This is a genomic window from Streptomyces purpurogeneiscleroticus (genome assembly GCF_020024005.1).
Lineage (GTDB): Bacteria > Actinomycetota > Actinomycetes > Streptomycetales > Streptomycetaceae > Streptomyces > Streptomyces purpurogeneiscleroticus.
On sequence record NZ_NHSG01000226.1, the window covers coordinates 22,973 to 49,516 of the forward strand.

26 protein-coding genes and 1 riboswitch are annotated in these 26,544 nt (G+C 72.8%); of the genes, 14 read left to right on the forward strand and 12 right to left on the reverse strand.

What is annotated here, in order from left to right:
- Nucleotides 1–6: 6 nt before the first annotated feature.
- Together CCS38_RS14735 and CCS38_RS14740 are read right to left on the reverse strand one after the other, a co-directional pair.
- A complete protein-coding gene (locus tag CCS38_RS14735) occupies nt 7–771 on the reverse strand; it encodes a hypothetical protein (protein ID WP_223733712.1) in 765 nt (254 codons plus the stop codon).
- Nucleotides 758–1,543, reverse strand: a complete 786-nt coding sequence (locus tag CCS38_RS14740; protein WP_223733713.1) for an alpha/beta hydrolase — start codon at nt 1,541–1,543, stop codon at nt 758–760. Before CCS38_RS14740 ends, CCS38_RS14735 begins: the two co-directional genes overlap by 14 nt.
- Before the next feature lie 241 nt (nt 1,544–1,784).
- Here CCS38_RS14740 and CCS38_RS14745 point away from each other — a divergent pair, with 241 nt between their 5' ends.
- The 5 genes from CCS38_RS14745 (at nt 1,785) to CCS38_RS14765 (ending at nt 6,872) form a co-directional block, all read left to right on the forward strand.
- Nucleotides 1,785–2,510 (forward strand): lysophospholipid acyltransferase family protein, encoded by a 726-nt coding sequence (locus tag CCS38_RS14745; RefSeq protein WP_223733734.1) that lies wholly within the window; start codon nt 1,785–1,787, stop codon nt 2,508–2,510.
- A 135-nt stretch (nt 2,511–2,645) separates the two neighbouring features.
- On the forward strand, nt 2,646–3,905 hold the full coding sequence (macS, locus tag CCS38_RS14750; RefSeq protein WP_223733735.1) for a MacS family sensor histidine kinase: 1,260 nt from the start codon (nt 2,646–2,648) through the stop codon (nt 3,903–3,905).
- Nucleotides 3,902–4,573: a response regulator gene (locus CCS38_RS14755; protein WP_223733714.1), complete on the forward strand. Its 672-nt coding sequence runs from the start codon at nt 3,902–3,904 to the stop codon at nt 4,571–4,573. Before macS ends, CCS38_RS14755 begins: the two co-directional genes overlap by 4 nt.
- Before the next feature lie 152 nt (nt 4,574–4,725).
- Entirely contained in the window at nt 4,726–5,754 is a 1,029-nt protein-coding gene (locus CCS38_RS14760; RefSeq protein WP_223733715.1) for a 6-phosphofructokinase, read from the forward strand.
- Nucleotides 5,755–5,837: 83 nt separating this feature from the next.
- Nucleotides 5,838–6,872 carry a 2-hydroxyacid dehydrogenase gene (locus tag CCS38_RS14765; RefSeq protein WP_223733716.1) on the forward strand — a complete coding sequence of 345 codons (1,035 nt, stop codon included), beginning with the start codon at nt 5,838–5,840 and terminating at the stop codon, nt 6,870–6,872.
- Here the strand turns inward: CCS38_RS14765 and CCS38_RS14770 are convergent.
- From CCS38_RS14770 to CCS38_RS14780, 3 genes are all read right to left on the reverse strand, one after another.
- A complete protein-coding gene (locus CCS38_RS14770) occupies nt 6,838–8,694 on the reverse strand; it encodes an anthranilate synthase family protein (protein ID WP_223733717.1) in 1,857 nt (618 codons plus the stop codon). The two genes, CCS38_RS14765 and CCS38_RS14770, sit on opposite strands and share 35 nt — an antisense overlap.
- Before the next feature lie 106 nt (nt 8,695–8,800).
- On the reverse strand, nt 8,801–8,857 hold the full coding sequence (locus tag CCS38_RS35710; protein WP_223733736.1) for a trp operon leader peptide: 57 nt from the start codon (nt 8,855–8,857) through the stop codon (nt 8,801–8,803).
- A gap of 10 nt (nt 8,858–8,867) precedes the next feature.
- Complete coding sequence (locus CCS38_RS14780; protein ID WP_223733718.1) at nt 8,868–9,674, reverse strand: alpha/beta fold hydrolase; 807 nt, start codon at nt 9,672–9,674, stop codon at nt 8,868–8,870.
- A gap of 119 nt (nt 9,675–9,793) precedes the next feature.
- Between CCS38_RS14780 and CCS38_RS14785 the strand changes: the two genes are divergently transcribed.
- From CCS38_RS14785 to CCS38_RS14795, 3 genes are all read left to right on the forward strand, one after another.
- Nucleotides 9,794–11,212 carry an aminotransferase-like domain-containing protein gene (locus CCS38_RS14785; RefSeq protein ID WP_223733719.1) on the forward strand — a complete coding sequence of 473 codons (1,419 nt, stop codon included), beginning with the start codon at nt 9,794–9,796 and terminating at the stop codon, nt 11,210–11,212.
- A 98-nt stretch (nt 11,213–11,310) separates the two neighbouring features.
- A complete protein-coding gene (locus CCS38_RS14790) occupies nt 11,311–12,660 on the forward strand; it encodes a class II 3-deoxy-7-phosphoheptulonate synthase (protein WP_030256621.1) in 1,350 nt (449 codons plus the stop codon).
- Nucleotides 12,661–12,801: 141 nt separating this feature from the next.
- Nucleotides 12,802–13,107: a (2Fe-2S)-binding protein gene (locus CCS38_RS14795; protein ID WP_223733737.1), complete on the forward strand. Its 306-nt coding sequence runs from the start codon at nt 12,802–12,804 to the stop codon at nt 13,105–13,107.
- 16 nt (nt 13,108–13,123) lie between these two features.
- Here the strand turns inward: CCS38_RS14795 and bfr are convergent, their stop codons facing one another.
- Nucleotides 13,124–13,600 (reverse strand): bacterioferritin, encoded by a 477-nt coding sequence (bfr, locus tag CCS38_RS14800; protein ID WP_223733720.1) that lies wholly within the window; start codon nt 13,598–13,600, stop codon nt 13,124–13,126.
- A gap of 155 nt (nt 13,601–13,755) precedes the next feature.
- Here bfr and CCS38_RS14805 point away from each other — a divergent pair, with 155 nt between their 5' ends.
- The gene (locus tag CCS38_RS14805; protein WP_223733721.1) at nt 13,756–14,379 is read left to right on the forward strand and encodes a sulfite oxidase-like oxidoreductase; all 624 of its coding nucleotides are present in this window, start codon (nt 13,756–13,758) and stop codon (nt 14,377–14,379) included.
- A 27-nt stretch (nt 14,380–14,406) separates the two neighbouring features.
- Here CCS38_RS14805 and CCS38_RS14810 read toward each other — a convergent pair whose 3' ends face one another.
- The 5 genes from CCS38_RS14810 to thiO form a co-directional block, all read right to left on the reverse strand.
- Nucleotides 14,407–15,291 carry a deoxyribonuclease IV gene (locus CCS38_RS14810; RefSeq protein WP_223733722.1) on the reverse strand — a complete coding sequence of 295 codons (885 nt, stop codon included), beginning with the start codon at nt 15,289–15,291 and terminating at the stop codon, nt 14,407–14,409.
- 66 nt (nt 15,292–15,357) lie between these two features.
- Entirely contained in the window at nt 15,358–17,340 is a 1,983-nt protein-coding gene (gene pknB / locus CCS38_RS14815; RefSeq protein WP_223733723.1) for a Stk1 family PASTA domain-containing Ser/Thr kinase, read from the reverse strand.
- A 170-nt stretch (nt 17,341–17,510) separates the two neighbouring features.
- On the reverse strand, nt 17,511–18,365 hold the full coding sequence (locus CCS38_RS14820; RefSeq protein ID WP_223733724.1) for a thiazole synthase: 855 nt from the start codon (nt 18,363–18,365) through the stop codon (nt 17,511–17,513).
- A 9-nt stretch (nt 18,366–18,374) separates the two neighbouring features.
- Nucleotides 18,375–18,623 (reverse strand): sulfur carrier protein ThiS, encoded by a 249-nt coding sequence (gene thiS, locus CCS38_RS14825; protein WP_223733725.1) that lies wholly within the window; start codon nt 18,621–18,623, stop codon nt 18,375–18,377.
- The gene (gene thiO, locus CCS38_RS14830) at nt 18,620–19,846 is read right to left on the reverse strand and encodes a glycine oxidase ThiO (protein WP_223733726.1); all 1,227 of its coding nucleotides are present in this window, start codon (nt 19,844–19,846) and stop codon (nt 18,620–18,622) included. The genes thiS and thiO overlap by 4 nt, the downstream gene beginning before the upstream one ends.
- Nucleotides 19,844–19,957: riboswitch (TPP riboswitch) on the reverse strand. It overlaps the preceding gene by 3 nt.
- A 197-nt stretch (nt 19,958–20,154) precedes the next feature.
- Here thiO and CCS38_RS14835 point away from each other — a divergent pair.
- The 5 genes from CCS38_RS14835 to CCS38_RS14855 all read left to right on the forward strand — a co-directional run bounded on the left by CCS38_RS14835 (nt 20,155) and on the right by CCS38_RS14855 (nt 24,711).
- Nucleotides 20,155–21,333 (forward strand): NAD(P)/FAD-dependent oxidoreductase, encoded by a 1,179-nt coding sequence (locus tag CCS38_RS14835; RefSeq protein WP_263302069.1) that lies wholly within the window; start codon nt 20,155–20,157, stop codon nt 21,331–21,333.
- A gap of 91 nt (nt 21,334–21,424) precedes the next feature.
- Nucleotides 21,425–21,790: an Rv2175c family DNA-binding protein gene (locus tag CCS38_RS14840; RefSeq protein ID WP_030256595.1), complete on the forward strand. Its 366-nt coding sequence runs from the start codon at nt 21,425–21,427 to the stop codon at nt 21,788–21,790.
- 81 nt (nt 21,791–21,871) lie between these two features.
- A complete protein-coding gene (thiE, locus tag CCS38_RS14845; protein ID WP_223733728.1) occupies nt 21,872–22,522 on the forward strand; it encodes a thiamine phosphate synthase in 651 nt (216 codons plus the stop codon).
- 182 nt (nt 22,523–22,704) lie between these two features.
- On the forward strand, nt 22,705–23,622 hold the full coding sequence (metF, locus tag CCS38_RS14850; RefSeq protein WP_223733729.1) for a methylenetetrahydrofolate reductase [NAD(P)H]: 918 nt from the start codon (nt 22,705–22,707) through the stop codon (nt 23,620–23,622).
- A gap of 36 nt (nt 23,623–23,658) precedes the next feature.
- Nucleotides 23,659–24,711: a hypothetical protein gene (locus tag CCS38_RS14855; protein WP_223733730.1), complete on the forward strand. Its 1,053-nt coding sequence runs from the start codon at nt 23,659–23,661 to the stop codon at nt 24,709–24,711.
- A 61-nt stretch (nt 24,712–24,772) separates the two neighbouring features.
- Here CCS38_RS14855 and CCS38_RS14860 read toward each other — a convergent pair whose 3' ends face one another.
- Entirely contained in the window at nt 24,773–26,314 is a 1,542-nt protein-coding gene (locus CCS38_RS14860; protein ID WP_223733731.1) for a phytoene desaturase family protein, read from the reverse strand.
- Between the last annotated feature and the right edge of the window lie 230 nt (nt 26,315–26,544).

Below are 26,544 nucleotides of genomic sequence, written 5' to 3' on the forward strand. Positions count from 1 at the left end.
GCGCGGTCAGACGACCGCACCGCCCCCGGGCCGGGGATCGTCGTCCTCGTCATCGGTCTTCATCCGGGCGAACAGCGTCGCGAAGCCGCCAAGGAACCCGCCGATCCCCAGCGTCGTGATCCACCACGTCACCGGCTGCTGCAGGATCATCGTCAGGATGAGCAGCAGCGGCCCGCCCAGTACCGCGATCCAGGCGAACTTGGTCGTCACGTCGGCCTGCGGCAGCGGCGGCGGCTCGGGCGGGGTGAAGTGCCCCTCGTCGTCCTCGTCGAAGTCGTCGTCGGAGGACGCCCCGGCCGACCAGTCGCGCGGCCCGACGCCCGGCGCGTACACGACGAAACTGCCGGGCCGGTCACCGGAGGCGTCCCCGGACCGGCCGGCGGGCGGCACGTCCCCCGGTCCGTCCGCGGCACCGGGCTGCTTCCCCTCGGCCGCCGTCTCCCGCTCCGCGTCCGTGCCCTTCTCCGGCTTCTTCTCCGAGCTCGTTGCCTCCGAGCTCGTCTTCTCCGGGCCCTGCTCCTGGCCCTTCTCCTCCGAGCCGGGCTCCGGGCTCTTCTCCAGGCCCAGCGCCTTCTCCCAGTTCTCCAGGCCCTTCTCCAGGTCCAGGTCCGTCATCGGGCGCTCCGGTTCCCCGGCCTCCGGCCGCACGGAGACGGGCGCGGACGGCCGGTCCTCCGGCGCGGGAAAGGCCGGCTCCTCCCCGTAGGAGGCCACGATCTCTGCCCAGGCGGCGTCCTCGTCCAGAGGATCGCGCGGGTCACGCTCCCCCACTGGTGGTCGTCCCCTCCCCCTTCACGGCCGGTGCGAGGCGGGCGATGAAGTCGTAGGTGTCCTCGAAGATCTGCTCGGCGTCGTGGTCCAGGGTGGCGACGTGATAGCTGCGCTCCAGCAGCTTCTGCCGCAGGTCCTTGGACGAGACCCGGCTCATGATGCGCTCGGAGTCGGCCGGCGGCACCACATGGTCCTGCGGGCTGGTCATCACCAGCAGCGGCTGGGTGACCTGCGGCAGCTCGGCGTCCACCAGGCGGAAGAACTGCCGTACGGAGTGCGCGGCGTGCAGCGGCACCCGGTCGTAACCGGTCTCCATCGCGTTCGCCTGGCAGATGTCGCTGGTCAGGCCCCTGGTCGTACGGACGACATGGCGCAGCACCGGCAGCAGCGGGGCCGCCGCGTCGTGCACCTTGTTCGCCGGGTTCACCACGACCAGGCCGCTGATGGCGTCGCCGTGCCGGGCGGCCAGCCGCAGCGACAGCGCGCCGCCCATCGACAGGCCGCAGACGAAGACCTGGTCGCAGCGGGCGGTCAGCGCGCGCAGCTCGCGGTCCACCTCCGCGTACCAGTCCTGCCAGGTGGTGACCTGGAGGTCCTGCCAGCGGGTGCCGTGGCCGCGCAGCAGCGGCAGCGAGACGGTGAGGCCGCGGGCCGCGAGGTACTCGGCCCAGGGGCGGACGGACTGCGGGGAGCCGGTGAAGCCGTGACAGACGAGGACGCCGACCCGACCGCCTTCATGGCGGAACGGCTCGGCCCCGGGGAGGAGCGGCACCGGAGGACTCCGTTCGGTAAAGGGGAAGCGTGGAGCAATCGGGATGAGTGAAGAGCGCCGGCCTGCGGCGAAAGCTCGTAACTGCAGGGTACGCAAAGCCCAGCCGCCCGGATAGGTCCGCAGGGAAGGGTGTGCCGTGCGGGGTGCGGCCGCGGCGCCACGCACGGTGAGGAGGCGGGCCGCCGCGCGGGTTAAGGTCTTTGCGTCGGACACAGAAGGAGTGGCGTTGATCTACGGCGCAATGAAGTTTTCCATCGGCAACTCGCTGAAGCTGGCGTTCCGCCCCTGGGTCGAGGGCCTGGAGAACATCCCCGCCGAGGGGCCGGCGATCCTGGCGAGCAACCACCTGTCCTTCTCGGACTCCTTCTTCCTGCCCGCGGTGCTCGACCGCAAGGTCACCTTCATCGCCAAGGCCGAGTACTTCACCTCGCCCGGCGTCAAGGGCAAGCTGACCGCCGCGTTCTTCAAGGGCGTGGGCCAGCTGCCGGTCGACCGCTCCGGCGGTCGCGGTGCCGGCGAGGCGGCGATCAAGAGCGGTATCGAGGTCATCGAGCGCGGTGAGCTCTTCGGCATCTATCCCGAGGGCACCCGCTCGCCCGACGGCCGGCTCTACCGCGGCAAGCCGGGCGGCCTCGCGCGCGTGGCGCTGGCCACGGGCGCCCCGGTCATCCCGGTCGCGATGATCGACACGGAGAAGGTGCAGCCGCCCGGCAAGATCGTGCCAAAGATGATCCGGCCCGGCATCCGCATCGGCAAGCCGCTGGACTTCAGCCGGTACCACGGCATGGAGGGCGACCGCTTCATCCTGCGGTCGGTCACCGACGAGGTCATGTACGAGATCATGAAGCTGTCGGGCCAGGAGTACGTCGACATCTACGCGACCGCGGCCAAGCGGCAGATCGCCGAGGCGGCCAAGAAGCAGGCCGAGGCGGAGAAGGCGGCGAAGAAGTCCGGGTCCGGCGCTTAGCCGGCCGGCGAGGGGGTGGGCCAGATGACAGCGGAGGACCGGATACCGGCCGTGGCGGCGGGGACGCCGGGCACGTCGGTGGTGGAGACGGCCGAGGGGGCCAAGGAGCGGACCCGTCAGCCGCGGGTGCTGCGGATGTCCGTCGAACTCCCGCTGTGGCGGGCGCTGACGGGGTACCGCGTGCTCACCCTGGTCTACGCCGTGGTGATCTTCTCCCTCAACTACACCGAGTACGCGCACCCGTTGGGCGGCGCCGCGTACATGACGGCGCTCACGGTATGGATGGTGCTGAGCTGGCGCTGCACCACCTCCGCAGAGCGGTGCAGCCGCCGTTTCCTCTTCGGCGACCTCGCGTTCGCGGTCGCCGGCATCCTGCTCACCCCGCTCGTCGACACCCACGCGCGGATCGCGGGCGGCGCGCCCACGCTCCCGTCGATATGGACGGCCGGCGCGGCGCTGGGCTTCGCGATCAAGGGCGGCTGGCGCTGGGCGGCGGGCGCCTCCTCGGTGGTGGCGGTCGCCAACCTCGTGGAGCGCCAGGAGTTCGCCCGCGACACCGTCCACAACGTGCTGCTGGTGTGGGTCGCGAGCGTGGCGATCGGTTACGTCGTCGAGGTGGCCAGGGCCAGTGAGCGCACCCTCGCGCGCGCCCTGCAGATCGAGGCGGCCACCCGCGAGCGCGAGCGGCTGGCCCGCGACATCCACGACAGCGTGCTCCAGGTACTGGCGATGGTGCAGCGGCGCGGCGCCGCGCTCGGCGGCGAGGCGGCCGAGCTGGGCCGGATGGCGGGCGAACAGGAGGTCGCGCTGCGCACGCTGGTCTCCAGCGGCCTGGTGCCCGCGAAGCGGCGGACGACGGCTCCGGACGCGGCGGGCACGGAGGGCACGGGATACGAGGACGGCGAGCTGGACGGACGCTCGTACGGGGACAACTGCGTGCCCGAGGGACAGGAGGCGCTCAGCGACGAGCCGTGCGACGTGCGGGCGCTGCTCGCGCCGCACGCGGGCGCCGGGGTGACCTTCTCCGAGCCGGGTGCCCCGGTGTGGCTGGCGGCGGCGCGTGCGGCGGAGCTGGCCGCCGCTGTCAGTGCCGCGTTGGACAATGTACGGGTGCACGCGGGGCCCGGCGCCCACGCGTGGATTCTGGTGGAGGACGAGCCGGAGGCGGTGCTGGTGACGGTGCGGGACGATGGCCCGGGCATCCCCGAGGGCCGGCTCGCCGACGCCGAGCGCGAGGGCCGGCTCGGGGTCGCGCTCTCCATCCGGGGGCGGCTGCGGGACCTCGGCGGCCGCGCCGAGTGGATCTCGGTCCCCGGCCAGGGCACGGAGGTGGAGCTGATGGTTCCCAAGGGCGCGGCGCCCGAGGGCGGACGACGGGGGAAGGCAGGCGCATGAGCGAGCCGCAGGGCGTGAAGGTCATGGTGGTCGACGACCACCCGATGTGGCGGGACGCGGTGGCCAGGGACCTGGCCGAGGCCGGGTTCGACGTGGTCGCGACGGCGGGCGACGGGCCGCAGGCGGTCCGCAGAGCCCAGGCCGCCGGGCCCGACGTGCTGGTCCTGGACCTCAATCTTCCGGGTCTGCCCGGCGTCGAGGTCTGCCGCGAGCTGGTCGGCGCCAACCCCCGGCTGCGGGTCCTGGTGCTGTCCGCGAGCGGCGAGCACGCGGACGTGCTGGAGGCCGTGAAGTCCGGCGCGACGGGCTATCTGGTCAAGTCCGCGAGCACGGCGGAGCTGATCGAGGCGGTGCGCTCCACGGCCGTCGGCGACCCGGTGTTCACCCCGGGCCTGGCCGGGCTGGTGCTGGGGGAGTACCGCCGGCTGGCGAGCGACCCGGCCCCGGCCACCGAGGACGAGCCGGGCGCGCCGCGGCTCACCGACCGCGAGACCGAGGTGCTGCGGCTGGTCGCCAAGGGCCTCTCGTACAAGCAGATCGCCGAGCGCCTGGTCATCTCGCACCGCACGGTGCAGAACCACGTCCAGAACACCCTCGGCAAGCTCCAGCTGCACAATCGGGTCGAGCTGGTCCGGTACGCGATAGAGCGCGGGCTCGACACGCCCTGAGCGCCCCGGCGCGGACCGCTCGTACGAGTGAACGGCACAGCCCCAACTCCCCGGAAAATCACCGGAATCAGCCCCTCGTCCCTCTCCTGAGTGACCTGGATCACCATTAGCGTGACCCGCGTCGGTCCATCACGGGACGAAGGGAAGAAGCGATGCGGGTAGGAGTGCTTACCGGTGGCGGCGACTGCCCCGGTCTGAACGCCGTCATCCGGGCGGTGGTACGCAAGGGCACCCAGGAGTACGAATACGACTTCGTGGGCTTCCGGGACGGCTGGCGCGGGCCGCTGGAGGGCGACACGGTCCCCCTGGACATCCCCGCGGTCCGCGGCATCCTGCCCCGCGGCGGCACGATCCTGGGGTCCTCGCGCACCAACCCCTTCAAGCAGGAGGAGGGCGTCCGGCGGATCAAGGAGAACCTCGCCAAGCACGAGGTCGACGCGCTGGTCACGATCGGCGGTGAGGACACCCTCGGCGTCGCCGCACGGCTCTCGGCCGAGCACAACGTGCCCTGCGTCGGTGTCCCCAAGACCATCGACAACGACCTCTCGGCCACCGACTACACCTTCGGCTTCGACACCGCCGTGGGCGTGGCCACCGAGGCCATCGACCGGCTGCACACCACCGCCGAGTCGCACATGCGGGTCCTGGTCGTGGAGGTCATGGGCCGGCACGCGGGCTGGATCGCGCTCCACTCCGGTCTGGCGGGTGGCGCCAACGCGATCCTCATCCCCGAGCAGCGCTTCGACGTCGACCAGGTCTGCGCCTGGGTCGAGTCCCGCTTCAAGGTGCGGTACGCGCCGATCGTGGTCGTCGCCGAGGGCGCCATGCCCAAGGACGGCCAGATGGTCCTGAAGGACGACTCCACCGACTCCTTCGGGCACGTCCGGCTCTCCGGCGTGGGGGAGTGGCTGGCCAAGGAGATCGAGCGGCGCACGGGCAAGGAGGCGCGCACGACGGTACTGGGCCACACCCAGCGCGGCGGCACGCCCAGCGCCTTCGACCGCTGGCTGGCCACCCGCTTCGGGCTGCACGCCATCGACGCCGTGCGGGACGGCGACTTCGGGACGATGGTGGCGCTGCGCGGTACGGACATCGTGCGGGTGCCGCTCGCCGAGGCCACCGCGAAGCTGAAGACGGTCGACCCGAAGCTGTACTCCGAGGCGGGGGTCTTCTTCGGCTGACGCGACGCGCGCCGCCGGGCGATGGGCCGTATATTCGGCCCATCGCCGCAAGCTGCCCGATACGGGGATCAGTGGGAGGAAGCGTGCAAATCCTGGCATTCGGCGTGCAGGCCGACGAGCGGCCGCTGCTGGAGCGTGCCTTCGACGGCCACCACCAGATCCGCTGCCTCGACGTCCTCCTCAACCGCGACACCGCCCCCATCGCGGCCGGCTACGAGATCGTCAGCAGTGCCGTCAACGACGAGCTGCACGCCGAAGTGCTCCAGGAGCTCGCCGTGGGCGGCACGCGGATGATCGCCCAGCGCTCCACCGGCTACAACAACATCGACCTGCGGGCCGCCGCCGACCTGGGCATGACCGTCGGCCGGGTCTCGTCGTACTCGCCGTACTCCGTCGCCGAGTTCGCCTGGGGCCTGGCGATGGCCGTCAACCGGCGCATCGTCCGGGCCGCGCACCGCACCCGCGACTTCGACTTCCGGCTGGACGGCCTGATGGGCCGGGACTTCCGCGGCCGTACGGCGGGCGTCATCGGCACCGGCCGGATCGGCGAGGCGTTCACCCGGATCGCGCACGGCTTCGGGATGCGGCTGCTCGGCCGGGACGCCGTGGAGAACCCGGCCTGCGCCGGGCTGGGCATGGAGTACGTCGGCCTGGACCGGCTGCTCGCCGAGTCCGACCTGGTCTCGCTGCACGTACCGCTGCTGGAGAGCACCCGGCACCTCATCGACGGGCCCGCGCTGGCCGCGATGAAGGACGACGCGATCCTGGTGAACTCCAGCCGCGGCGGCCTGCTGGACACCGCCGCCCTCGTCGACACCCTCAAGGCGGGCCGGCTGCGCGGCGTCGCCCTGGACGTGTACGAGGAGGAGGCGGGCCTCTTCTTCTTCGACAAGTCCCTCGAAGTGATCCACGACGACACCCTCGCCCGCCTGATGACCTTCGGGAACGTGCTGGTCACCTCGCACCAGGCGTACTTCACCGAGGACGCGGTCGGCCAGATCGTCGACACCACACTCGCCAATGTCGAGGACTATCTGGCCGGCCGCGCCGGGGAGAACCTCCTCGTCACCCCGGAGGGGCAGCTCACACCAGAACGGCAGCCAGCAGCTGGGAGGTGAGGGCCGCGCCGTCCAGCGTCAGCACCGACTCGGGGTGGAACTGCACCCCCGCGAAGCCCGGCCCGCGCAGCGCGTGCACGTCCCCGCTCGCCGGGTCCCGGCTCAGCTCCACGCGGTGCATGGCCAGTTCGGCGACGGCCGCCTCGTCGCAGCGGGCGGTGAAGGTGTTGTAGAAGCCGACGGTCTCCTCGCGCCCGAAGAAGTCGATCCGCTCCTGCGCCCCCTGGAACGGCACGTCCTTGCGCACGATCTCCAGCCCGAGCACCGCCGCGATCAGCTCGTGGCCCAGGCACACACCCAGCAGCCCGTGCCGGTGCTCGCGGACCAGCTCGGCGGCGAGCGCGCGCAGCATCCGCATCTTCGGGTCGGCCGCGTCGGACGGATTGCCGGGCCCCGGACCCAGCACGATCGGCCCCTCGTGCGCGAGCGCCGCCTCCCGGAGCCCCGGCTCGTCGTACCGCCGTACCTCCACCGTCAGCCCCGAGGTGCGCAGCAGATGCGCCAGCATCGCGGTGAAGGTGTCCTCGGCGTCGATCACCAGCGCGTGGCCGCTCAGCGCGGCGGTCGGCGCGGTCGTCTGCATCCGCAGCCAGAACGGCGCGAGGCCGGCCCGGCGCGCGTCCAGCGCGGCCCGCACCCGCGGGTCGTCGGCCAGCCGCGGCGGCGCGGTGTCGGCGCGGCGGGCCGGTGCCTCCCGTACGCCCAGCGCGGTGAGCACGCCCGCGGCCTTGGCGTGCGTCTCGGCGACCTCGCTCGCCGGGTCCGAGCCGCGCACCAGCGTCGCCCCGACCGGCACCCGCAGCTTCCCGTCCGCGTCGATGTCGGCGGTGCGGATCAGGATCGGCGAGTCCAGGGTCTGCGCCCCGCCCGCGTCCTTGCCGATGAGCGCCAGCGCGCCCGCGTAGTAGCCGCGCCCGCCCGGTTCGTACCGCTCGATGACCCGGCACGCGTTCTGCACGGGCGACCCGGTCACGGTCGCCGCGAACATCGTCTCCTTCAGTACCTCCCGCACGTCCAGCGACGACCGGCCGCGCAGCTCGTACTCGGTGTGCGCGAGGTGCGCCATCTCCTTCAGGCGCGGCCCGATCACGACGCCGCCCTTGTCGCCGACGGTGCACATCATCTTGAGCTCCTCGTCGACGACCATCGAGAGCTCCTCGATCTCCTTGCCGTCGGCGAGGAACTCCAGCAGGTCCTCGGGGGTCGGGCCGCCGGCCGGGTAGCGGTAGGTCCCGCTGATCGGGTTCATCACGGCGGTGCCGCCGCTCATCCGGACGTGCACCTCGGGGCTCGCGCCGACCAGCGTGCGCTCCCCGGTGTGCACGACGAACGTCCAGTACGCGCCGCGCTCCGTGGCCAGCAGCCGCCGGAACAGGGCCAGCGCGTCGGCCCGGCCGAAGCCCGGGATCTCGCCCTCGTACGTCCGCCGGATCACGAAGTTCGCGCCCTCGCCCTGGCCGATCTCCTGGTCGAGCACCCGCCCGACGATCCCGGCGTACTCCTCGTCGCTCACGTCGAAGCCGCTGCCGGATACCTGTACCGCGTGGTCCGGGAGCTGCGCCAGGGCGTCGGCGAGCGGCAGCTCGTACCGCTCCTCGGGGACCAGCGCGACCAGCGGCGTGCCGTCGTCGCGGACGTCGAAGCCGCGCTCGCGGATCTGCCGGAACGGCACCAGGGCCAGGCCCTCGGGGAGGTCGGCGAGCCGGTCGTACGCGGCGACCGGGCCGATCAGTACCTCGACCGTGTCCTGGTCGTGGCCGGGGGTGCGGCGGCGCAGCAGGGCAAAGGGCCGGTCGTCGGCGAGCAGCTCGGGCAGGTGCATGGGTCCTCGTCCTTCTCACACAGGGTCTGGGGAGAGGAACGGCCCGGAAAACGCCGGAAGGCCGCCCCTCGGGCGGCCTTCGCGAAGTCTGTGGTGCGCGCGCGAATCAGTGGGCCGCCGGATGAGCGGTCCACCACCAGTTCATGGTTGTCTGCGCGAACATGCCCTGCACCTTACCCGATGCTCCTGCGCAGCAGCTCCGCGAGCGCGGCGTTGAAGACACCGGGCCGTTCCAGGTTCGGCATGTGGGCCGCGCCCTCGACGACCGTGAGGGCGGAGTCCGGGAGGCGGTCGTGCAGGTACTGGGCATCGGCGAGCGGCGTGTAGGTGTCCGCGCTGCCGACCACGACGAGGGCGGGGACGGTGATCCGGGGGAGCAGCGCGGTGTAGTCGGGGCGCTCGGCCCGGCCCCGTAGTGCGGCGGCCGCTCCTTCGGGGGGCGTGCCGCGCATCATCCGGTGGACGTGTGCGGCCACCTCGGGGCGGTCCGTGATCGTCTGCGGCGCGATCATCTTGTCCAGCACCTCGTCGGCGTACGGGGCCAGGCCCTCGCGCAGCAGCCGGTCCGCCATGGCGTTCCGCCACTCCCTGCCGGCCGTGGTCTCGGCCGGGGCCGAGGTGTCGGCCAGCAGCAGGCCGCGCACCCGCTCGGGGAAGAGGCGGCAGAAGTCGAGCGCGATCTGGCCGCCCATGGACAGCCCGCCGAGGATCACCGGCCCGGCGATGCCCAGGTGGTCCAGGAGGGCCGCGAGGTCGCGCGAGAAGTCCGCGAGCCCGTCGAGCGGGCCCGTGGCCGGGGAGCCGCCGTACCCGCGCAGGTCGGGAACGACGACGCGGAATCCGCTGCCGACCAGGAACGCGGTCTGCGGCGCCCACATGGTCCGGTCGAAGGGGTGGCCGTGCACCAGCAGTACCGGCGGCCCCTCGCCCCGGTCCTCGTACGCGATCCGTACGCCGCCGTCCAGCTCCGCGATGCCCATGGCAACTCGCCCCTCCCGTATGTCCGTTGAGGCGTGGCGCCTCTTGACGGCTCGATGCTATGAGCCGCACAATCTCGGTGCAATAAAAACATTGCTCTCGGTGCAATCTGGGGATTCCTATGGCCGGCACGGACGACTATCTGCGCATCGCTGACGCCGTCGCCGCCGACATCGCCGCGGGGCGGCTGCGCCCCGGCGACCGGCTCGCGACCCAGCGCGGCTTCGCCCGTACGCACGGCATCGCCAACTCCACCGCGCACCGGGTCTACCGCGAGCTGGCCCGCCGCGGCCTGACCGTCGGCGAGGTCGGCCGCGGCACGTTCGTCCGGGCCGCCCAGCACGCCCCCGGCCCCGCGCTCGCCGAGCCCGCGGCCCCGGACGCCGGGACCCGCGTCAACCTGGAGCTGAACTACCCGGTCGTGCCCGAGCAGGCCGCGCTGCTCGCGGAGGGGATGGCCCCGCTGCTCCGCCCGGACGCGCTCGACGCGGCCCTGCGGCCCGTCGGCCCGGCCGGGCACCCCGCCGCCCGTGAGGCGGCCGCGGCGCTCCTCGCCCGTACCGGCTTCGCGCCCGGCCCCGGCCGCGTCCTCTTCGCGGGCAACGGGCGGCACGCGGTGGCCGGGGCGGTGGCCGCGCTGGTCCCGCCGGGCGGCCGCCTCGGCGTCGAGGCGGCCACGTATCCGCTGGTCAAGGCGATTGCCGCGCGGATCGGCGTGACGCTCGTGCCGCTCGCCATGGACGCGCACGGGTTGCGCCCCGAGGCCGTGCGGGCCGCTCACCGCTCGGCGCCGCTGCACGCGGTCTACCTCCAGCCCACGCTGCACAACCCGCTCGGCACGACCATGCCGGCCCCGCGCCGTGTCGAGCTGTCCGACACCCTCCGCGAGCTGGACCTGTGGGCCGTGGAGGACGCGATCTGGTCGTTTCTGTGCGAAGAGACGGATCTGTACGAGGAGCCGGATCTGTACGAGGAGACGGGCCTGCCCCCGCTCGCCGCCCTGGCCCCCGAGCGGACCGTCCTCGTCGACAGCCTCTCCAAGCGGCTGGCCCCGGGGCTGACCGTCGGCCTCGTGCTCCCGCCCGCCGCTCGCCGGGAGGCCGTCGCGTCCGCGCTGCGGTCCGGTGGCTGGACCGCCACCGGCTTCGCGCTGGAGGCCGTGACCCGCTGGCTGGCCGACGGCACGGTGGACCGCATCGTGCGGGCCAAGCGCCGGGACGCGGCGGACCGGCAGGCCCTGGTCCGCAGGCACCTCGAAGGGTTCGCCGTCAGCGCCGACCCGCGGTCCTATTTCGCCTGGTGGGAGCTGCCGGAGGGATGGCGGGCCGAGAGCTTCCTCGCGGCCGCGGCGCGGCGCGGCATCGCGGTCACCCCGGGCACCGCCTTCGCGGTCGCCCCCGAGGGCGCGCAGGGCGCGGCGCCCGCGCCGCACGCCGTACGCATCGCCCTGGCGGGCGCGCCGCCGGAGCTGCTGCCGTACGCGCTCAGCACCCTGGCGGCCGTGGCCCGCGGCACCCCGGAGGACGCTTTCCCGGAGTGAGCTGCGTGCTCTCCGGAGGCGGTGTGGCCTTTGTGGGGCGCGTCTCATACTGCGGTCGGCGTACTGGACGCCGTCGAGAACCCCGTAATGTTGACGAGGTGACCGTGAACGCTGAAATCCACGCCGGTGGCCACACCTGGCGAGACCTGCCCGCGGCGCAGCAGCCTGACTGGCCGGACCAAGAGGCTCTGCGCGATGTGATCGCGGAGCTCGAGTCCTATCCGCCGCTCGTCTTCGCGGGCGAGTGCGACCAGCTGCGTGAGCGCCTGGGAGCCGTCGCCCGTGGCGAGGCGTTCCTGCTGCAGGGCGGCGACTGCGCCGAGGCGTTCGACGCGGTATCGGCCGAGCACATCCGCAACAAGCTCAAGACGCTGCTCCAGATGGGCGCCGTCCTCACGTACGCCGGGTCCGTGCCCGTCGTCAAGGTCGGCCGGATCGCCGGCCAGTACAGCAAGCCGCGCTCCAAGCCGACCGAGACCCGCGACGGCGTGACCCTGCCGACGTACCGCGGCGACTCGGTCAACGGCTTCGAGTTCACCGAGGCGGCCCGGATCCCGGACCCGCAGCGCCTGAAGCGGATGTACCACGCCTCCGCCGCGACGCTGAACCTCGTGCGTGCCTTCACCACCGGCGGCTACGCCGACCTGCGCCAGGTGCACGCCTGGAACCAGGACTTCGTGAAGTCCTCGCCCTCGGGGCAGCGCTACGAGGCGCTGGCGCGCGAGATCGACCGGGCGCTGAACTTCATGAACGCCTGCGGGGTGGACCCGGAGGAGTTCAAGACCGTCGAGTTCTTCGCCTCCCACGAGGCGCTGGTGCTGGACTACGAGACGGCGCTGACCCGTACGGACTCGCGCACCGGCAAGCTGTACGACGTTTCCGGCCACATGCTGTGGATCGGCGAGCGCACCCGGCAGCTGGACCACGCGCACATCGAGTTCGCCGCGCAGGTGCGCAACCCGATCGGCGTGAAGCTCGGCCCGACGACGACGCCCGAGGACGCCCTCGCGCTCATCGACCGGCTGGACCCGGACCGCGAGCCGGGCCGGCTGACCTTCATCACCCGGATGGGCGCGGACAAGATCCGCGACAAGCTGCCCACTCTGGTGGAGAAGGTCACCGCTTCCGGTGCCCAGGTCGCGTGGATCACCGACCCGATGCACGGCAACACGTACGAGGCCGCCTCCGGTCACAAGACCCGGCGCTTCGACGACGTGCTGGACGAGGTCAAGGGCTTCTTCGAGGTCCACAAGGCGCTCGGCACGCACCCGGGCGGCATCCACGTCGAGCTCACCGGTGACGACGTCACGGAGTGCGTGGGCGGCGGCGACGAGATCTTCGTCGACGACCTCCACCAGCGGTACGAGACGGCCTGCGACCCCCGGCTGAACCGCAGCCAGTCGCTGGACCTGGCATTCCTGGTCGCGGAGATGTACCGGGACCAGTAGACGGGCGCGTAGACGCAAAGTGGGGCGCGGATCCTGTGATCCGCGCCCCACTGCGTTGTTAAGCGCCCGCCATGGCGGGTAAGGTAAGGGTAACCTCACTCAAGATCACGAAGCTACGGGAAAGGTACGGGGGTGAACCGCGTGTACGTCTGCTCGTGCTTCGGCATCACCGAGGAGCAGGTGCGTGAGCACGCGGGGACGGGCGCCTGCACGCCGCGCCAGATCGCCTCCGCCTGCAAGGCCGGCACCGACTGCGGCGGCTGCGTGCGCCGCATACAGGCCCTCCTGGGGCGGGGCAGCTGCCCCCGCCGCACGCTGATCGATCAGGGGGACGCGGCACCGCTGGCCGCCGATCCGGCGGAACCGGCCGTGTCCGGGACATCCGTCGCCGAGCCGGTCGCGCCCGAGATCGTCGAGCCGCCCGCCCGGTACCCCGAAGCCGCCTGAGCGCTTCCGCGGCCCGTCAGCTCGGCTGTTCGACGAGCTGCGCGATGTACAGCGGCTCCCCGAGCTTCTCCACCAGCTCCAGCTGGGTGTCGAGGTAGTCGATGTGGTGCTCCTCGTCCTCGAGGATGCTCTCGAAAATATTGGCCGACGTGATGTCGCCCTTGTTGCGCATGACCTCGATGCCGCGCCGCAGCCGGTCGATGGCCTCGGCCTCGATCTGCCGGTCCGCCTGGAACATCTCGGTGACCGTCTGGCCGATGCGGACGTGGAAGAGCCGCTGGTAGTTGGGCAGGCCCTCCAGGAAGAGGATCCGGTCGGTGAGGACCTCGGCGTGCTTCATCTCGTCGAACGACTCGGACCGGGTGTACTTGGCGAGCTTCGGCCACCCGTTGTTCTCCTGCATCTTGGCGTGCAGGAAGTACTGGTTGATCGCGGTCAGCTCGGCGGTCAGCTGCTCGTTGAGGAACTCGATGACCTCGGGGTCTCCCTGCATGACTGCGGGGCTCCTTCCACACGTCGACTAACAGGTGCCGGGCATCCTTGCACCGGGGCGCGCCGAGCGTCCAGTAAGTGCACGCTTAGTGGGAGTTGCCCGAATCGGTCCCGCCCTGGTCATCAGCACCCCTTCCGGTCTGACACCATGGGGGCATGGGTCAGCCGGATAGCCGCGAAGAGGAGCCTCCGCAGCTCCCTCCGGGGCAGCGTCTGCAGCGCGGATGGCCGGTCACGCACTACGGACCCGTCCCCAAGTTCCGCCCCGAGCGCTGGGAATTCCGGGTTTTCGGCGCCACTGCCGACGGTGACAAGCACTGCTGGACGCACGAGGAATTCACCTCGCTGCCGTATGCCACCGTCGTCGCCGACATGCATTGCGTGACGAAGTTCAGCATGCTGGGTGCCGAATGGGGCGGGGTGTTGACGCGTACGGTGCTCGACCTGGCGCCGCCGGCCCCGGATGTCACCCATGTGATGGTCTGGGCCGAGTACGGATTCAGCTCGAACATGCCGCTGGCGGACTTCGCGGACGAGCGCTGCTTGTTCGCCTGCCACCGGGACGGCGAACTGCTCACCGCGGAACACGGCTTCCCCGTACGGCTCATCGTGCCGCACCTCTATGCCTGGAAAGGCCCGAAGTGGGTGCGCGGCATCGAGTACATGACGGCGGACCGCCGCGGCTTCTGGGAGGAGCGCGGCTACCACAACCTCGGTGACCCGTGGCGGGAGCAGCGCTACTCCTATCAGGAGGAGCCCGGCGACGGCCCGGAGCTCTGAGGACCGGGTCCGCGCCGTGCGCGCCTTCTAGTCGCCGTCCCGCAGCTCCTTCAGGCGCGCCACGTCCGCCGCGTGGCCGTCCTTGCCGCCCGGGGTCTCGATCACCAGCGGTACGCCCGCGGTCGCCGGGTGGCGGAACAGCTCGCGGAACGGTTCGGCGCCGATGTGGCCGGAACCGATGTTCTCGTGGCGGTCCTTGTGCGCTCCGGCCACGTCCTTGGAGTCGTTGGCGTGGATCAGCTTCAGGCGGCCCTCGCCCGCGACGTCCACCAGCTCGTCCAGGAGCGCCTTCATGCCGCCGGGGGCCGCCATGTCGTGCCCGGCCGCGAACGCGTGGCAGGTGTCCAGGCAGAGCCCCGCACGCGGGTGCCGGTCCAGCGCGTCCAGGTACGGCCCGAGGTCCTCCGCCAGCGAGCACAGCGACGCGCCCTGTCCGGCCGTCGACTCCAGCAGCAGCCACGGGTCGTCGTCGTGGGTCAGCTCGTCCAGCAGCGGCAGCATGTACTCGCGTACCTGCGCGAGCGCCGTGGCGCGCTCCCGTCCGCCGGTCGCCGAGCCGGTGTGCACGACCACGCCGAGCGCCCCGATCTCCCGGCCGCGCCGCAGCGAGTGCCGCAGCGACTCCACCGACTTCTCGACGGTCACCGGGTTGTGCGAGCCGAAGTTGATCAGGTACGGCGCGTGCACGTACGCAGGGATGTCACGCTCCGCGCAGGCCGTGCGGAACGCCTCGTCCTGCATCGGATTGCCGGGCGGGGTCGCCCAGCCGCGCGGGTTGGCGACGAAGACCTGGACGGACTCGCCGCCGATCTCCTGTGCGTACGGGATGCCGACCTTGGCGAGACCGCCGGCCACGGGGACGTGGCCGCCGATCGGATTGCGCTCGCGGGCGCGCTGCGGAGAAGTGCTCACACCCTCAAGGGTGCCAGGCGGCCGGGCGGCCCCGGCTGTCAGGTACGCCTCAGCCGGAGGTGCGCCTCACAGCTTGCTCTCCAGGGTGATCGTGATCGTGCTGCCCTTCGGGGCGGTGTCACCGGCGTCCACGGACTGGCTGTCCACCGTGTCCGTCGGGAAGAAGAACGGCTTCTTCACCTCGACCTCGAAGCCCGCGGCGGTCAGCGCCTGCTTCGCGTCGTCCACCTTCTGGCCCTGGACGTCCGGCACCTCGACCATCTGCGGCCCCTTGGACAGCGTCAGCGTCACCGTGTCCCCCTCGCCCAGCGTGCCGCCCGCCCCGGGGGACTGCCGCGCGATCGCGCCCTTGTCCTCCTCCGAGTACACGGGCTCCGCGGCGAACTTCACGCGGAAGCCCTCCTCCCGCAGCTCCGCTGCCGCGTCCGAGCGGTCGTCGCCGACCACGTCCGGCACGTCGATCGCGCTGCCCCGGCTGACGGTCAGCGCCACCGCCGTACCGGGGCGCCGCTTGGCCCCCGCGTCCGGGTCCGTACGGATCACCGACCCCTTGGCCACCTCGTCGCTGAACGCCCTGCGCTCGGTCCCCGGGGTCAGCCCCTGGTCCCGCAGCTTGCGCCGGGCGTCGGCGACCGGGGTGCCGGACAGGTCCGGTACGGAGACGATGTCCGGGCCCTTGGACAGCGTGATGGTGACCGTGCCGGTGCCCCGGATGCGCTGCCCGTTCTCCGGGTCGGTGGAGATCACGTGGCCGCGCTCGACGGTGGAGCTGTACGCCCGCCGCACCTTCACGTCCAGGCCCGCGCCGTGCAGCGTCCGCTCGGCCTTGGCCTGCGTCATGTCCAGCACCGCCGGCACGGTCGTGAACTGGCCGGTGGTGATGTACCAGACGCCGGTCCCCGCGAGCAGCGCGGCCAGCAGCGCGAGGACGACGAAGAGCGTCCTGCGGCGCGGTGCCCGAGCGGTCTCCGCACGCCGTGCGCCGCCCGCTGCCCCTGTGGGCAGCCGGTCCGTCGTCCCGTCCGCGGCCGGCGGCACCTCCAGGCGGGCGGTGTGGCCCGCCGTGTCGTCGGCGGTCTCGGCCGTCACGGGCAGCGAGAGCTGCACCGCGGCGGCGCGCTGGATCACGCTCGTACGGTCCTCGGCGCCGGCCGGCCCGGTCGCGGCCTTCGCCTGCGGCGGCACCGCGTCCAGCTGCTCGTCCGTAAGCGCGGCGCGCGCGTTACGTGCCAGCGCGAGCAGCGTGGCGGCGTCCTGCGGGCGCACCTCGGGCTTGCGCGCGGTGGCCTCGACGACCAGGTCGTCCAGCTCGGGCGGCAGCCCCGGTACGAGCGTGGACGGCGTCGGCACGTCCTCGTTGAGGTGCTGGTAGAGCACCTGGGCGGGCGTGCCGCCGCTGTGCGGCTTGCTGCCGGTCAGCATCTCGTAGAGCGCCACGCCACAGGCGTAGACGTCCGCACGGGTGTCCGCGCTGCCGTCCTCGATCTGCTCGGGCGCCAGGTAGGAGACGGTGCCCAGCACCGTGCCGGTGGTGGCCGTCGTATTCGTGTCGACCGCGCGGACCAGCCCGAAGTCGGCGACCTTGACCCGGCCGTCGTCCCCGATCAGCACGTTCTCCGGCTTCATGTCGCGGTGCACCATGCCCGCCCGGTGCGCCGAGCCCAGCGCCGCCAGGATCGGCTCCAGGATGTCCAGCGCGGCGCGCGGCTGCAGGGCGCCGCGCTCGCGCAGCACGTCCCGGAGGGTGCAGCCCGCGACGTACTCCATGGCGAGGTACACGTACGTGCCGTCGGTGCCCTGGTCGAACACGCCGACCACGTTCGGGTGCGACAGCCGGGCCACCGACTTCGCCTCCCGGATGAAGCGCTCGACGAAGGAGGCGTCGGCGGCCAGTGCGGGGTGCATCACCTTCAGGGCGAGCACACGGTCCAGCCGGGTGTCGACGGCGCGGTAGACCGTCGCCATCCCGCCGGTGGCGATGCGCGCCTGGACGCGGTAGCGGCCGTCGAGCAGCTGTCCGACCAGGGGGTCCTGAAGGGTGGTATCCACGGCAGACGAGTCTACGAGCAGCTGTCCACCGCCCTCATGCCCTCCGGACCGTACGGGCCGGACTGCAGCCGAACGGTAACCGGCGGAGGGGCGCGAGGTGCAGGTCGGGGCGCCGGTGGCGGGCCTTCCGGCGCCCCTGGCGGCCTTCCGGCGCCCCTGGCCGAAATGCCTCAGAAGGCGGGCCGCTCCGGATCCAGCTCGGCCATTCCGGCGGCCGGCGAGGACGCCTCGGCGAAGTGGCGGCGCGGGATGCGGCCCGCCCGGTACGCCAGCCGGCCCGCCTCGACCGCGTGCCGCATGGCGTGCGCCATCAGGACCGGCTCCTGCGCCCTGGTGACGGCCGAGGCCAGCATCACCGCGGCGCAGCCCAGCTCCATGGCCAGCGCGGCGTCCGAGGCCGTGCCGGCACCGGCGTCCAGGATGACCGGCACCCCGGCCCGCTCGGTGATCAGCTGGAAGTTGTGCGGGTTGCGGATGCCGAGCCCGGAGCCGATGGGGGAGCCCAGCGGCATGATCGCCGCGCAGCCCGCGTCCTCCAGCTTCCGCGCGAGCACCGGATCGTCGTTGGTGTACGGCAGGACCGTGAAACCTTCGTCGACCAGCGTCTCGGCCGCGTCCAGCAGCTCCACCGGGTCCGGCAGCAGGGTCCGCTCGTCGGCGACGACCTCCAGCTTCACCCAGTCCGTGCCGAGCGCCTCCCGGGCCAGCCGGGCGGTGAGCACGGCCTCGCCCGCGGTGTAGCAGCCCGCGGTGTTCGGCAGCGTACGTATGCCGTGTCTGTTCAGTACGGAGAGCACCGAGCCCTGCACGGTCGGGTCCAGCCGCCGCATCGCCACGGTGGTCAGCTCCGTACCGGAGGCCAGCAGCGCGCGCTCCATGATGTCCAGGCTCGGCGCGCCGCCGGTCCCCATGATCAGCCGGGACCGGAAGGCGGTACCGGCGATGACGAGCGGGTCGGCTTCGGGGGCCGCGCTGGTCGCCGCTTCAGGGGCGGCGGTCTCCTCGATGGTGTTCGTCTCGGCCATCTGTACGGATCAGCCTCCCTGGACTGCGGTGAGAACTTCGACGCGGTCCCCGTTGCCGAGCGGCGTCGCCGCCCACTGGCTGCGCGGGACGACCTCTTCGTTGACGGCGGCGGCGACCCCGCTGGAGGCGGTGGTCAGCGTGGCCACCAGCCGGTCGAGCGGCAGGCCGCCGGGGATCTCGCGCGGCTCGCCGTTCACGGAGACGGTGACGGGCGCGGCAACGGGGGAGGCGGGGCCGGGTGCCTTCGAGGCGGTCATGCGGTCTGCTCCTGGAGTGCGGCGCCCTGCGGCGCCGGGACGGGGGGAGGGGCTGCGGGCCCGAAGCGCAGCGGTGTGAAGGGCCGCGCCTCTTCGGGCAGCGCGCCGGTGGTCAGCGCGTGGGCCATGACGTCGCCGGTGACCGGGGTGAGCAGCACACCGTTGCGGAAGTGGCCGGTGGCCAGCAGGAGGCCGGGCAGCGCGGTGGGGCCCAGCAGCGGCGCGTTGTCGGGCGACCCGGGGCGCAGCCCGGCGATCGTCTCGGTCAGCGGCAGCTCGGTGATGCCCGGCACCAGCTCGTGGGCGTCCCGCAGCAACTCGTAGACGCCGCCCGCGGTCACCGTGGTGTCCCAGCCCAGCTCCTCACTGGTGGCGCCGACGACCATGTCGCCGTTCTCGCGCGGCACCAGGTAGAGCGGGCCGCCGCGCACCACGGCGCGCACGGTGCGGGACAGGAACGGGCCGTACGCGGCGGGAATCCGCAGCCGCAGCACCTGGCCCTTGACCGGCCGGACCGGCGGCCGAACGTGCTCGGGCACCCCGGCCAGCCGCCCGCTGAAGCTGCCCGCCGCCAGCACGACCTGCCCGGCCGGCAGCGCCGTGCCGTCCGCCAGCTCGATGCCGGTGGCCCGCTCCCCGGTCACCGTCAGCCGTGCGGCCCGGTCCCGTACGAAGGCCACCCCGGCCCGCTCGCAGGCCGTCAGCAGGGCCGTGGCGAGCCGCCGCGGGTCGATCTGGTGGTCGCCGTCCACCCGGAGCCCGCCGCGCACGCCCGGCGCGAGCATCGGTTCGAGCTTCCGGCACTCGCGGCCGGTCAGCCACTCCGACTCCAGGCCGCAGCGGCGCTGCAGCGCGTGCAGCTCCCGCAGGTGAGCGCGGTCGTCCGCGTCCAGGGCCACGGCGAGTGTGCCGCACCGCCGGTGCCCGAGGTCCTGGCCGCTCGCCTCGGCCAGCTCGGCGGCGAACGCCGGATAGCGCGCCGCGGAGTCGAGATTCAGCCCCAGGAGCGTTTCCTCGCCGTAGTGCAGCTCGGTGACGGCGGCCAGCATGCCGGCCGCGACGCGCGCCGCGCCGCCGCCCGGCTCCGGGTCCACGACGGCGGTGCGCAGTCCCCGCTGGGCCGCCCGCCAGGCTGTCACGAGCCCCATGAGACCGCCCCCGACGATCACCGCGTCGGGCCGCCCGGCAGCCGTCCCCGGAGGCGTATGTGCAGGTGGATGCATAGGTGTCCAGCCCCTCCCTTCGCCGGCATGACCCGGATCAGGTTCGTACGGTCGGAGGCCGCCGCAGCCTCCCTCTCAGCCCGGTGCGTCCGGGCTCCCGCGAGTACAAGTGCCGTCAGAGTAGTACGGGCGCCCGACGCGCCGTAAGGGTGCTCTGCGCGGCCGGAGCGTGACCCTGTGTCAGAGATCTCGTCGCGAGGTGCTAAGCCCCCCGAAGGGGTGCGTCCTAGAGTGATCAGGTGAGCCAGCAGAGCAAGTACTCGCGGACCCCCGACCGCTCGCGCCGCGTCGTCATCGCCGGCGCGGGGATGGCGGGCGTGCAGACCGCCGTTGCCCTGCGCGAACAGGGCTGGCGCGGCACGATCACCCTGCTCGGCGCCGAACCGCACCCGCCCTACGACCGGCCGCCGCTCTCCAAGGCGGTGCTGCTCGGCAAGGCGGACGGCTCGGCCTTCGACGTCGACTTCGCCTCCCTCGGGATCGAGCTGGAGCTCGGCAGGAGTGTCACCGGACTCGCCGCCGACGCCCACGAGGTGCTGACCGACACCGGCCCGGTGCCCTACGACCGGCTGGTCATCGCCACGGGTGCGGAGGCGATGGCCCTCCCGGGGAGCGAGGGCGTACCGGGTGTGCACGTGCTGCGCACCCTGGACGACGCCGAGCGGCTGCGCCCGGTACTGGCCGCGCAGCAGCGCATCGTGGTGGTCGGCGCGGGCTGGATCGGTGCGGAGTTCACCACCGCGGCCCGGGAAGCCGGCTGCGAGGTCACCGTGGTGGAGGCCGCCGACCGCCCGCTGGCCGGCGCGCTGCCCGAAGAGGTCGCCGCCCACATGGCCCGCTGGTACGCCGACGCGGGCGCCACGCTCCGTACCGGCACCAGAGTCGCCGCCGTGCAAGAGGGCGCCGTCCTGCTCGCCGACGGCACGTCACTGCCCGCGGACGCCGTGGTGATCGGCATCGGCTCGCGCTGCGCCACGGACTGGCTGGCCGGCTCCGGTGTCGAGCTGTGCGAGGACCGCTCCGTACGGGCCGACGAGCGGCTGCGCACCTCGGTGCCCGATGTGTACGCGGTCGGCGACTGCGCCTCCTTCCCGTCCGCGCGCTACGGCCGCCGGCTCCTGGTGCACCACTGGGACAACGCCCTTCAGGGGCCGCGCACGGTCGCCTCGAACATCGCCCGGTGCGAGGTGGAGGGCACGGTGTACGACCCCGTGCCCTATTTCTGGTCGGAGCAGTTCGGCCGGTTCGTGCAGTGCGCCGGGTACCACGGCGTCGCGGACGAGCTGATCTGGCGCGGCGACCCGGCGAGCGCGGCCTGGACGGCGCTGTGGCTGCGGGAGGGGGCGCTGGTGGCGCTGCTGGCCGTGGGACGGCCGCGCGACCTGGCGCAGGGACGCAAGCTCATCGAGCGCGGCGCGCTGCTGGACAGGACGGCCGCGGCGGACGCCTCGGTACCGCTGAAATCCGCTGCGGCGCAGGTGCTTTAGCGGCAGCGCGACCGCCCGCTGTGGCCGGTGGTGTGCACTGATGGCGATGCCCGGCTACCGACTGTCAGTGGGGGATGGCACGCTTGGGGGTGTGACCGAGATTGACGCAAAGATCGATGGACTGGTTTCCGCCTGGCTCACCCTCCCCGACATCGCCGAGGAATTCGGCGTCGAGGTGACGCGAGTCCGGCAGCTGGTCAAGGAGGGCCAGCTGATCGCGGTGCGCCGCGGTGAGAACAGGGCCCTCCAGGTGCCGGCCGAGTTCATCAAGGAAGGCAAGGTCGTCAAGGGCCTGGTGGGGACGCTCACGCTCCTCAGGGACGACGGCTTCACCGACGAAGAGATGCTGGAGTGGCTGTTCACCGCGGATGAGACCCTGCCGGGGACGCCCGCGCAGGCGCTGCGCGAGAATCGCGGCACGGAGGTGAAGCGCCGGGCTCAGGCGCTCGCCGTCTGACACACCCGCCATCACCGCCGCAACCGAAGGGCGTACGGACCGGCCGGCCCGGTCCGTACGCCCCGTCTGGGGGAAGACCCGATGAGCACCGCACGACAGGCCCTGTCCGACGCCCGCCTCTACCTGTGCACGGGAGCCCGCAAGGAGCAGGGCGACCTGCCGCAGTTCCTGGACGCGGTGCTCTCCTCGGGCGTGGACATCGTGCAGCTGCGCGACAAGGGCATGGAGGCCGGTGAGGAGCTGGCGCACCTGGAGGTCTTCGCGGACGCCTGCCGGCGGCACGGCAAGCTCCTCGCGGTCAACGACCGGGCGGACGTCGCGCACGCCATCGGCTCCGACGTGCTGCACCTCGGACAGGGCGACCTGCCGGTCCCCGCGGCGCGCGCCATCCTCGGCGACGACGTCCTGATAGGCCGTTCCACGCACGCCGAGGCGGAGGTGGACGCCGCCCTCGCCGAGCCGGGCGTGGACTACTTCTGCACTGGCCCCTGCTGGCCCACCCCCACCAAGCCGGGACGGCACGCCCCGGGCCTGGACCTCGTGCGGTACGCCGCGGCGCAGCGCCCCGAGCGCCCCTGGTTCGCGATCGGCGGGATCGACGCGGGCAATCTGGACGAGGTGCTGGCGGCAGGTGCCCGCCGGGTCGTGGTGGTGCGCGCGCTCACCGAGGCGGCCGACCCGGGTGCGGCGGCGGCCGAGCTGGCGAAGCGGATCCGCGCGTACGAAGCGTGACGCGGGGGCGTGCGCGGGAACGTACGCCTTGTGATGCCCTGCGCACAGCGGGTCGCGACGCCCCGGGCCGATGAGCAGCGGTCTGACGTGAAGTGTCCGACTGGTGAACAGGAAACCGGCAAACCGGGGCATAGAGCCGTACGTGGTTGGGGGCCTGCCTGGCCCGTGGTTAACCTGCCGGTATGGCCCTAGGTACAGCTTCCACCAGGACTGACCGCGCGCGTACGGTGCGCGAACTGCTCGCTTCCGGCAAGCGGTCCTATTCGTTCGAGTTCGCCGCCCCGAAGACCGAGAAGGGCGAGCGGACCCTGTGGAAGGCCATTCGCCGCATCGAGGCCGTCGCCCCGACCTTCGTGTCGGTGACCTACGGCGCCGGCGGTACCTCCCGTGAGGGCACCGTCCGGGCGACCGAGCGGATCGCCACGGACACCACGCTCACCCCGGTCGCCCACCTGACCGCGGTCAACCACTCCATCGCCGACCTGCGGAACATCATCGGCCAGTACGCCGACGCAGGTATCCGCAACATGCTCGCGCTGCGCGGTGACCCGCCCGGCGACCCGATGGGCGAGTGGGTGCGCCACCCCGAGGGCATCGCGTACGCCGCCGACCTGGTCCGACTGATCAAGGAGTCCGGCGACTTCTGCGTGGGCGTCGCGGCCTTCCCCGAGATGCACCCGCGCTCCACCGACTGGGACACCGACATCCGGCATTTCGTGGACAAGTGCCGTGCGGGCGCAGACTTCGCGATCACCCAGATGTTCTTCTACGCGGAGGACTATCTGCGCCTTCGTGACAGGGTGGCCGCCGCCGGTTGCGAAACGCCGATCATCCCGGAGATCATGCCGGTCACGAACGTCCGGCAGATCGAGCGGTTCGCGCAGCTCAGCAACGCGGCTTTCCCGCCCGAGCTGGCGGAACGCATCCTGGCCGTCAAGGACGATCCCGCGGCGGTACGCTCCATTGGTATCGAGTACGCCACGGAGCTGTGTGCACGATTGACCGCCGAGGGCATTCCGGGGTTGCACTTCATTACCCTGAACCACTCCACGGCGACGCTGGAAATCTACGAGAATCTGGGTCTGCACCAGCAGACCTGACCACGGTGGCCCACAGCGGCGGAAACAGGGGCGTACATGGGCTGGACGATCCTCTACCTCGCCTTCGGCGTCGTGGCGCTCTGGTTGCTGGGCGAGGTCCTGCTGCAGTACAAGGCCCGGCTCCGCTGGCGGCTGCTGGCCTTCTTCGGCTTCCTCGGCGTCGTCATCGGCGTCATCCTGCCGTCCATCATCGTCATCGCGATCGGCGCGATCGCCTTCGCGGTGGGCCAGACCTACGTCACCCTCTCCTTCCGGCGCGGCTTCACGATGGGCTGGGCGCTCGAGGCCGGCCGGCCCCGGGTGAGCGGCAGACGGCGCTCGGGCGGCCGGAAGGCCGCCGCCGAACAGGCCCCGGAAGCCGCCGGCGCGGCCGTCGGCCCGGCGGGCGGCCCGTTCCCGGACGACGACCGGTACGGCCCGCAGGAGGCCGGTGACGGCCACGGCGCCGATGACTACGGCACGCAGGCCGGGTACGCCGGTCCCGCCGGCTACTCGCCCGACGCCGTAGCGGCCTCGTACACGGACGCCTACGACGCCCGCCCGGACGGCTACGCCGACCCGTACGGCACGGACGCCACCCGGGCCGAGCCGGTCTACGCCCCGCAGCCACTGCCCGACGAGACCGGCCAGTACGGCATATACAGCACCGACGCCCGGCCCGGACAGCATCCGCAGGACCCCTACGGCGGCTACTACGAGCCCGCCGCCGCCCACGACGGCTATGCCGCCGATCCCTACGGCGGTTACGGCGCCGGCCAGGCCGGCTACGCCGATCCGTACGCGGGCCAGGACCCGTACGGCGCGCCGTACGACCCCTACGCACAGGCCGGTCCGTACCCGCCCGCCGACCCCTACGGCGGGCAGCAGGACCCCTACGGCCACGCCTCGCAGCAGTACGGCGGGGGCTACGACGGCCAGCACTACGGCGCGGGCCCGGAGACTCCGCCCGGCGGCGTCTGGGTCCCCCAGCAGCGCGCGGGCGGCGAGCTCCCGCCCGAGCAGCCCCCGTACAACCCCGAGTACCAGCCGGAGCACCAGGGCTACGGCTATCCGCAGCAGGGGTACGACGGGCAGCAGTACCGGTACTGAGCGTTCGTACCGGTCCGGCGATGCGGCCCGGGCCGGTCCCGTGAGGCGCCGGCCGGTCCCGCTACTGCGAGCCGCGCCAGTCGTCGCCGTTGACGACGAGGCCCGCCACCAGCGCGCCGGACATGCCCGCATGGGCCAGGCCGCCGCCCGGATGGGACCAGCCGCCGGCCGTGTAGAGGCCCGGTATCCGCGTACGGTTGGCCGGGTGCAGGGCCTGTCCGTCCAGGCCGGCCAGCGCGGGGCCGGGCACCGCGCCACCCCGCGCGCCCGTGTCGGCGGCGGTGTCCGCCGGCGTCCGTATCTCCCGCCACAGGACACGGTCCGCCAGGTCCGGCACCGCGGCGGCGGCCGCCGCGACCACCCGGTCGGCGAACGCCCCGGCCACGCCGTCCGCAGCCCAGTCGACGCCCCCGGAGCCGCTCTCCGCATGCGCCGGGACCGTCACCGTCAGCGTCAGCGCCTCGTGGTCCTCGTCGGGCCGCTGCGCCGGGTCGTCGGGGCGCAGCACCGTCACCGTGGGTGCCTGTGGCAGCCCGCCGCCCCCGAAGACGCCCGTCAGCTCCGCCTCACGGTCCGCGGCGTGCACGACCGTACGGTGCGCCGCGCCCGCCTCCCGGGCGCCGCGCAGCGCCAGCAGCACGCTGAACCGCCCGCTCGGCGGCGTCGCCGGCGGCAGCACGTCGTCCGCGCCGCGGACCTGCCCGGCCGCGCCGGGGGAGTCGCCGGTCAGCCCGGCCAGCGTCCACGGGTCGACACCCGCGACCACCAGGTCGGCGTCCGCCACCCGCCCGTCGGCCAGCTCCAGCCCGGCCGCCCGGCCGTCCTTGACGACCAGCCGCCGCACCTCGGCCCCGAAGGTGAACTCCACCTTCCTGGCCAGGCAGCGCTCGTACAGCGCCGTGGCCAGCGCGCGCAGCCCGCCGCCGATGTACCACGAGCCGAAGGTCTGCTCCATGTACGGCAGGACCGTGGCGCTCGCGGGGGCGGTGCGCGGGTCGAAGCCGTACGCCAGCGCGTGGCTCTCCAGCAGCGCGACCAGCCGCGGGTCCTTGAGCTCCAGGGCCGCGACCTCGGCGAGGGTGCGCGCCGGGCGCCGCTTGAGCAGGCCCTTGCGGCCCACGGCCGGATACGGCTCGCGCCCCAGCACCTGCCAGTCGGGCCACAGCGGCTCCTCCAGCAGCGGCCGCCGGGTTCGGTCCCAGGCGTCCCGGGCGCGGCCCAGCAGCGCGCTCCAGCGCTCGCCCGCGCCCGCGCCGAGCGCCCGGTCCAGCGCCTCGGTGACGCCGGCCCGCGAGGCGTTCGGCAGGGCGACGTCGGTGCCGTCGGGGAAGACATGGCGGCTCGCCGGGTCGACCTGGACCAGGTCCACGAGCTTTTCCAGCGGCTCGCGGCCGGTCTTGACGAACAGATCGCGCTGCACGGCCGGGAGATGCAGCAGCCCGGGGCCGGTGTCGAAGCCGAAACCGGCGCGCTCGAACCGCCGCAGCGAGCCGCCGTAGGTCTCGCCGCGCTCCCACACCGCCACCCGGTGGCCCGCGACGGCCAGCCGGGCAGCGGCCGCCATTGCGCCTGTGCCGGCGCCGATCACCGCAATCCGTGCCATGTCCGAGACTTTATCGGCGACCACTGACAACGCCGCGGGGCGGTCTCCGGCCGGGGTCCGGGCACGAAAAAACGCGCTGCCCTGGCGCGGATCGTTCCCCCTTCGATCCGACCAGGACAGCGCGTCCCCCGTACTTCCCCCGTACCACCGGGTTTCCCCGCGGGTCCTTGAGCTCCAGGGCCGCGACCTCGGCGAGGGTGCGCGCCGGGCGCCGCTTGAGCAGGCCCTTG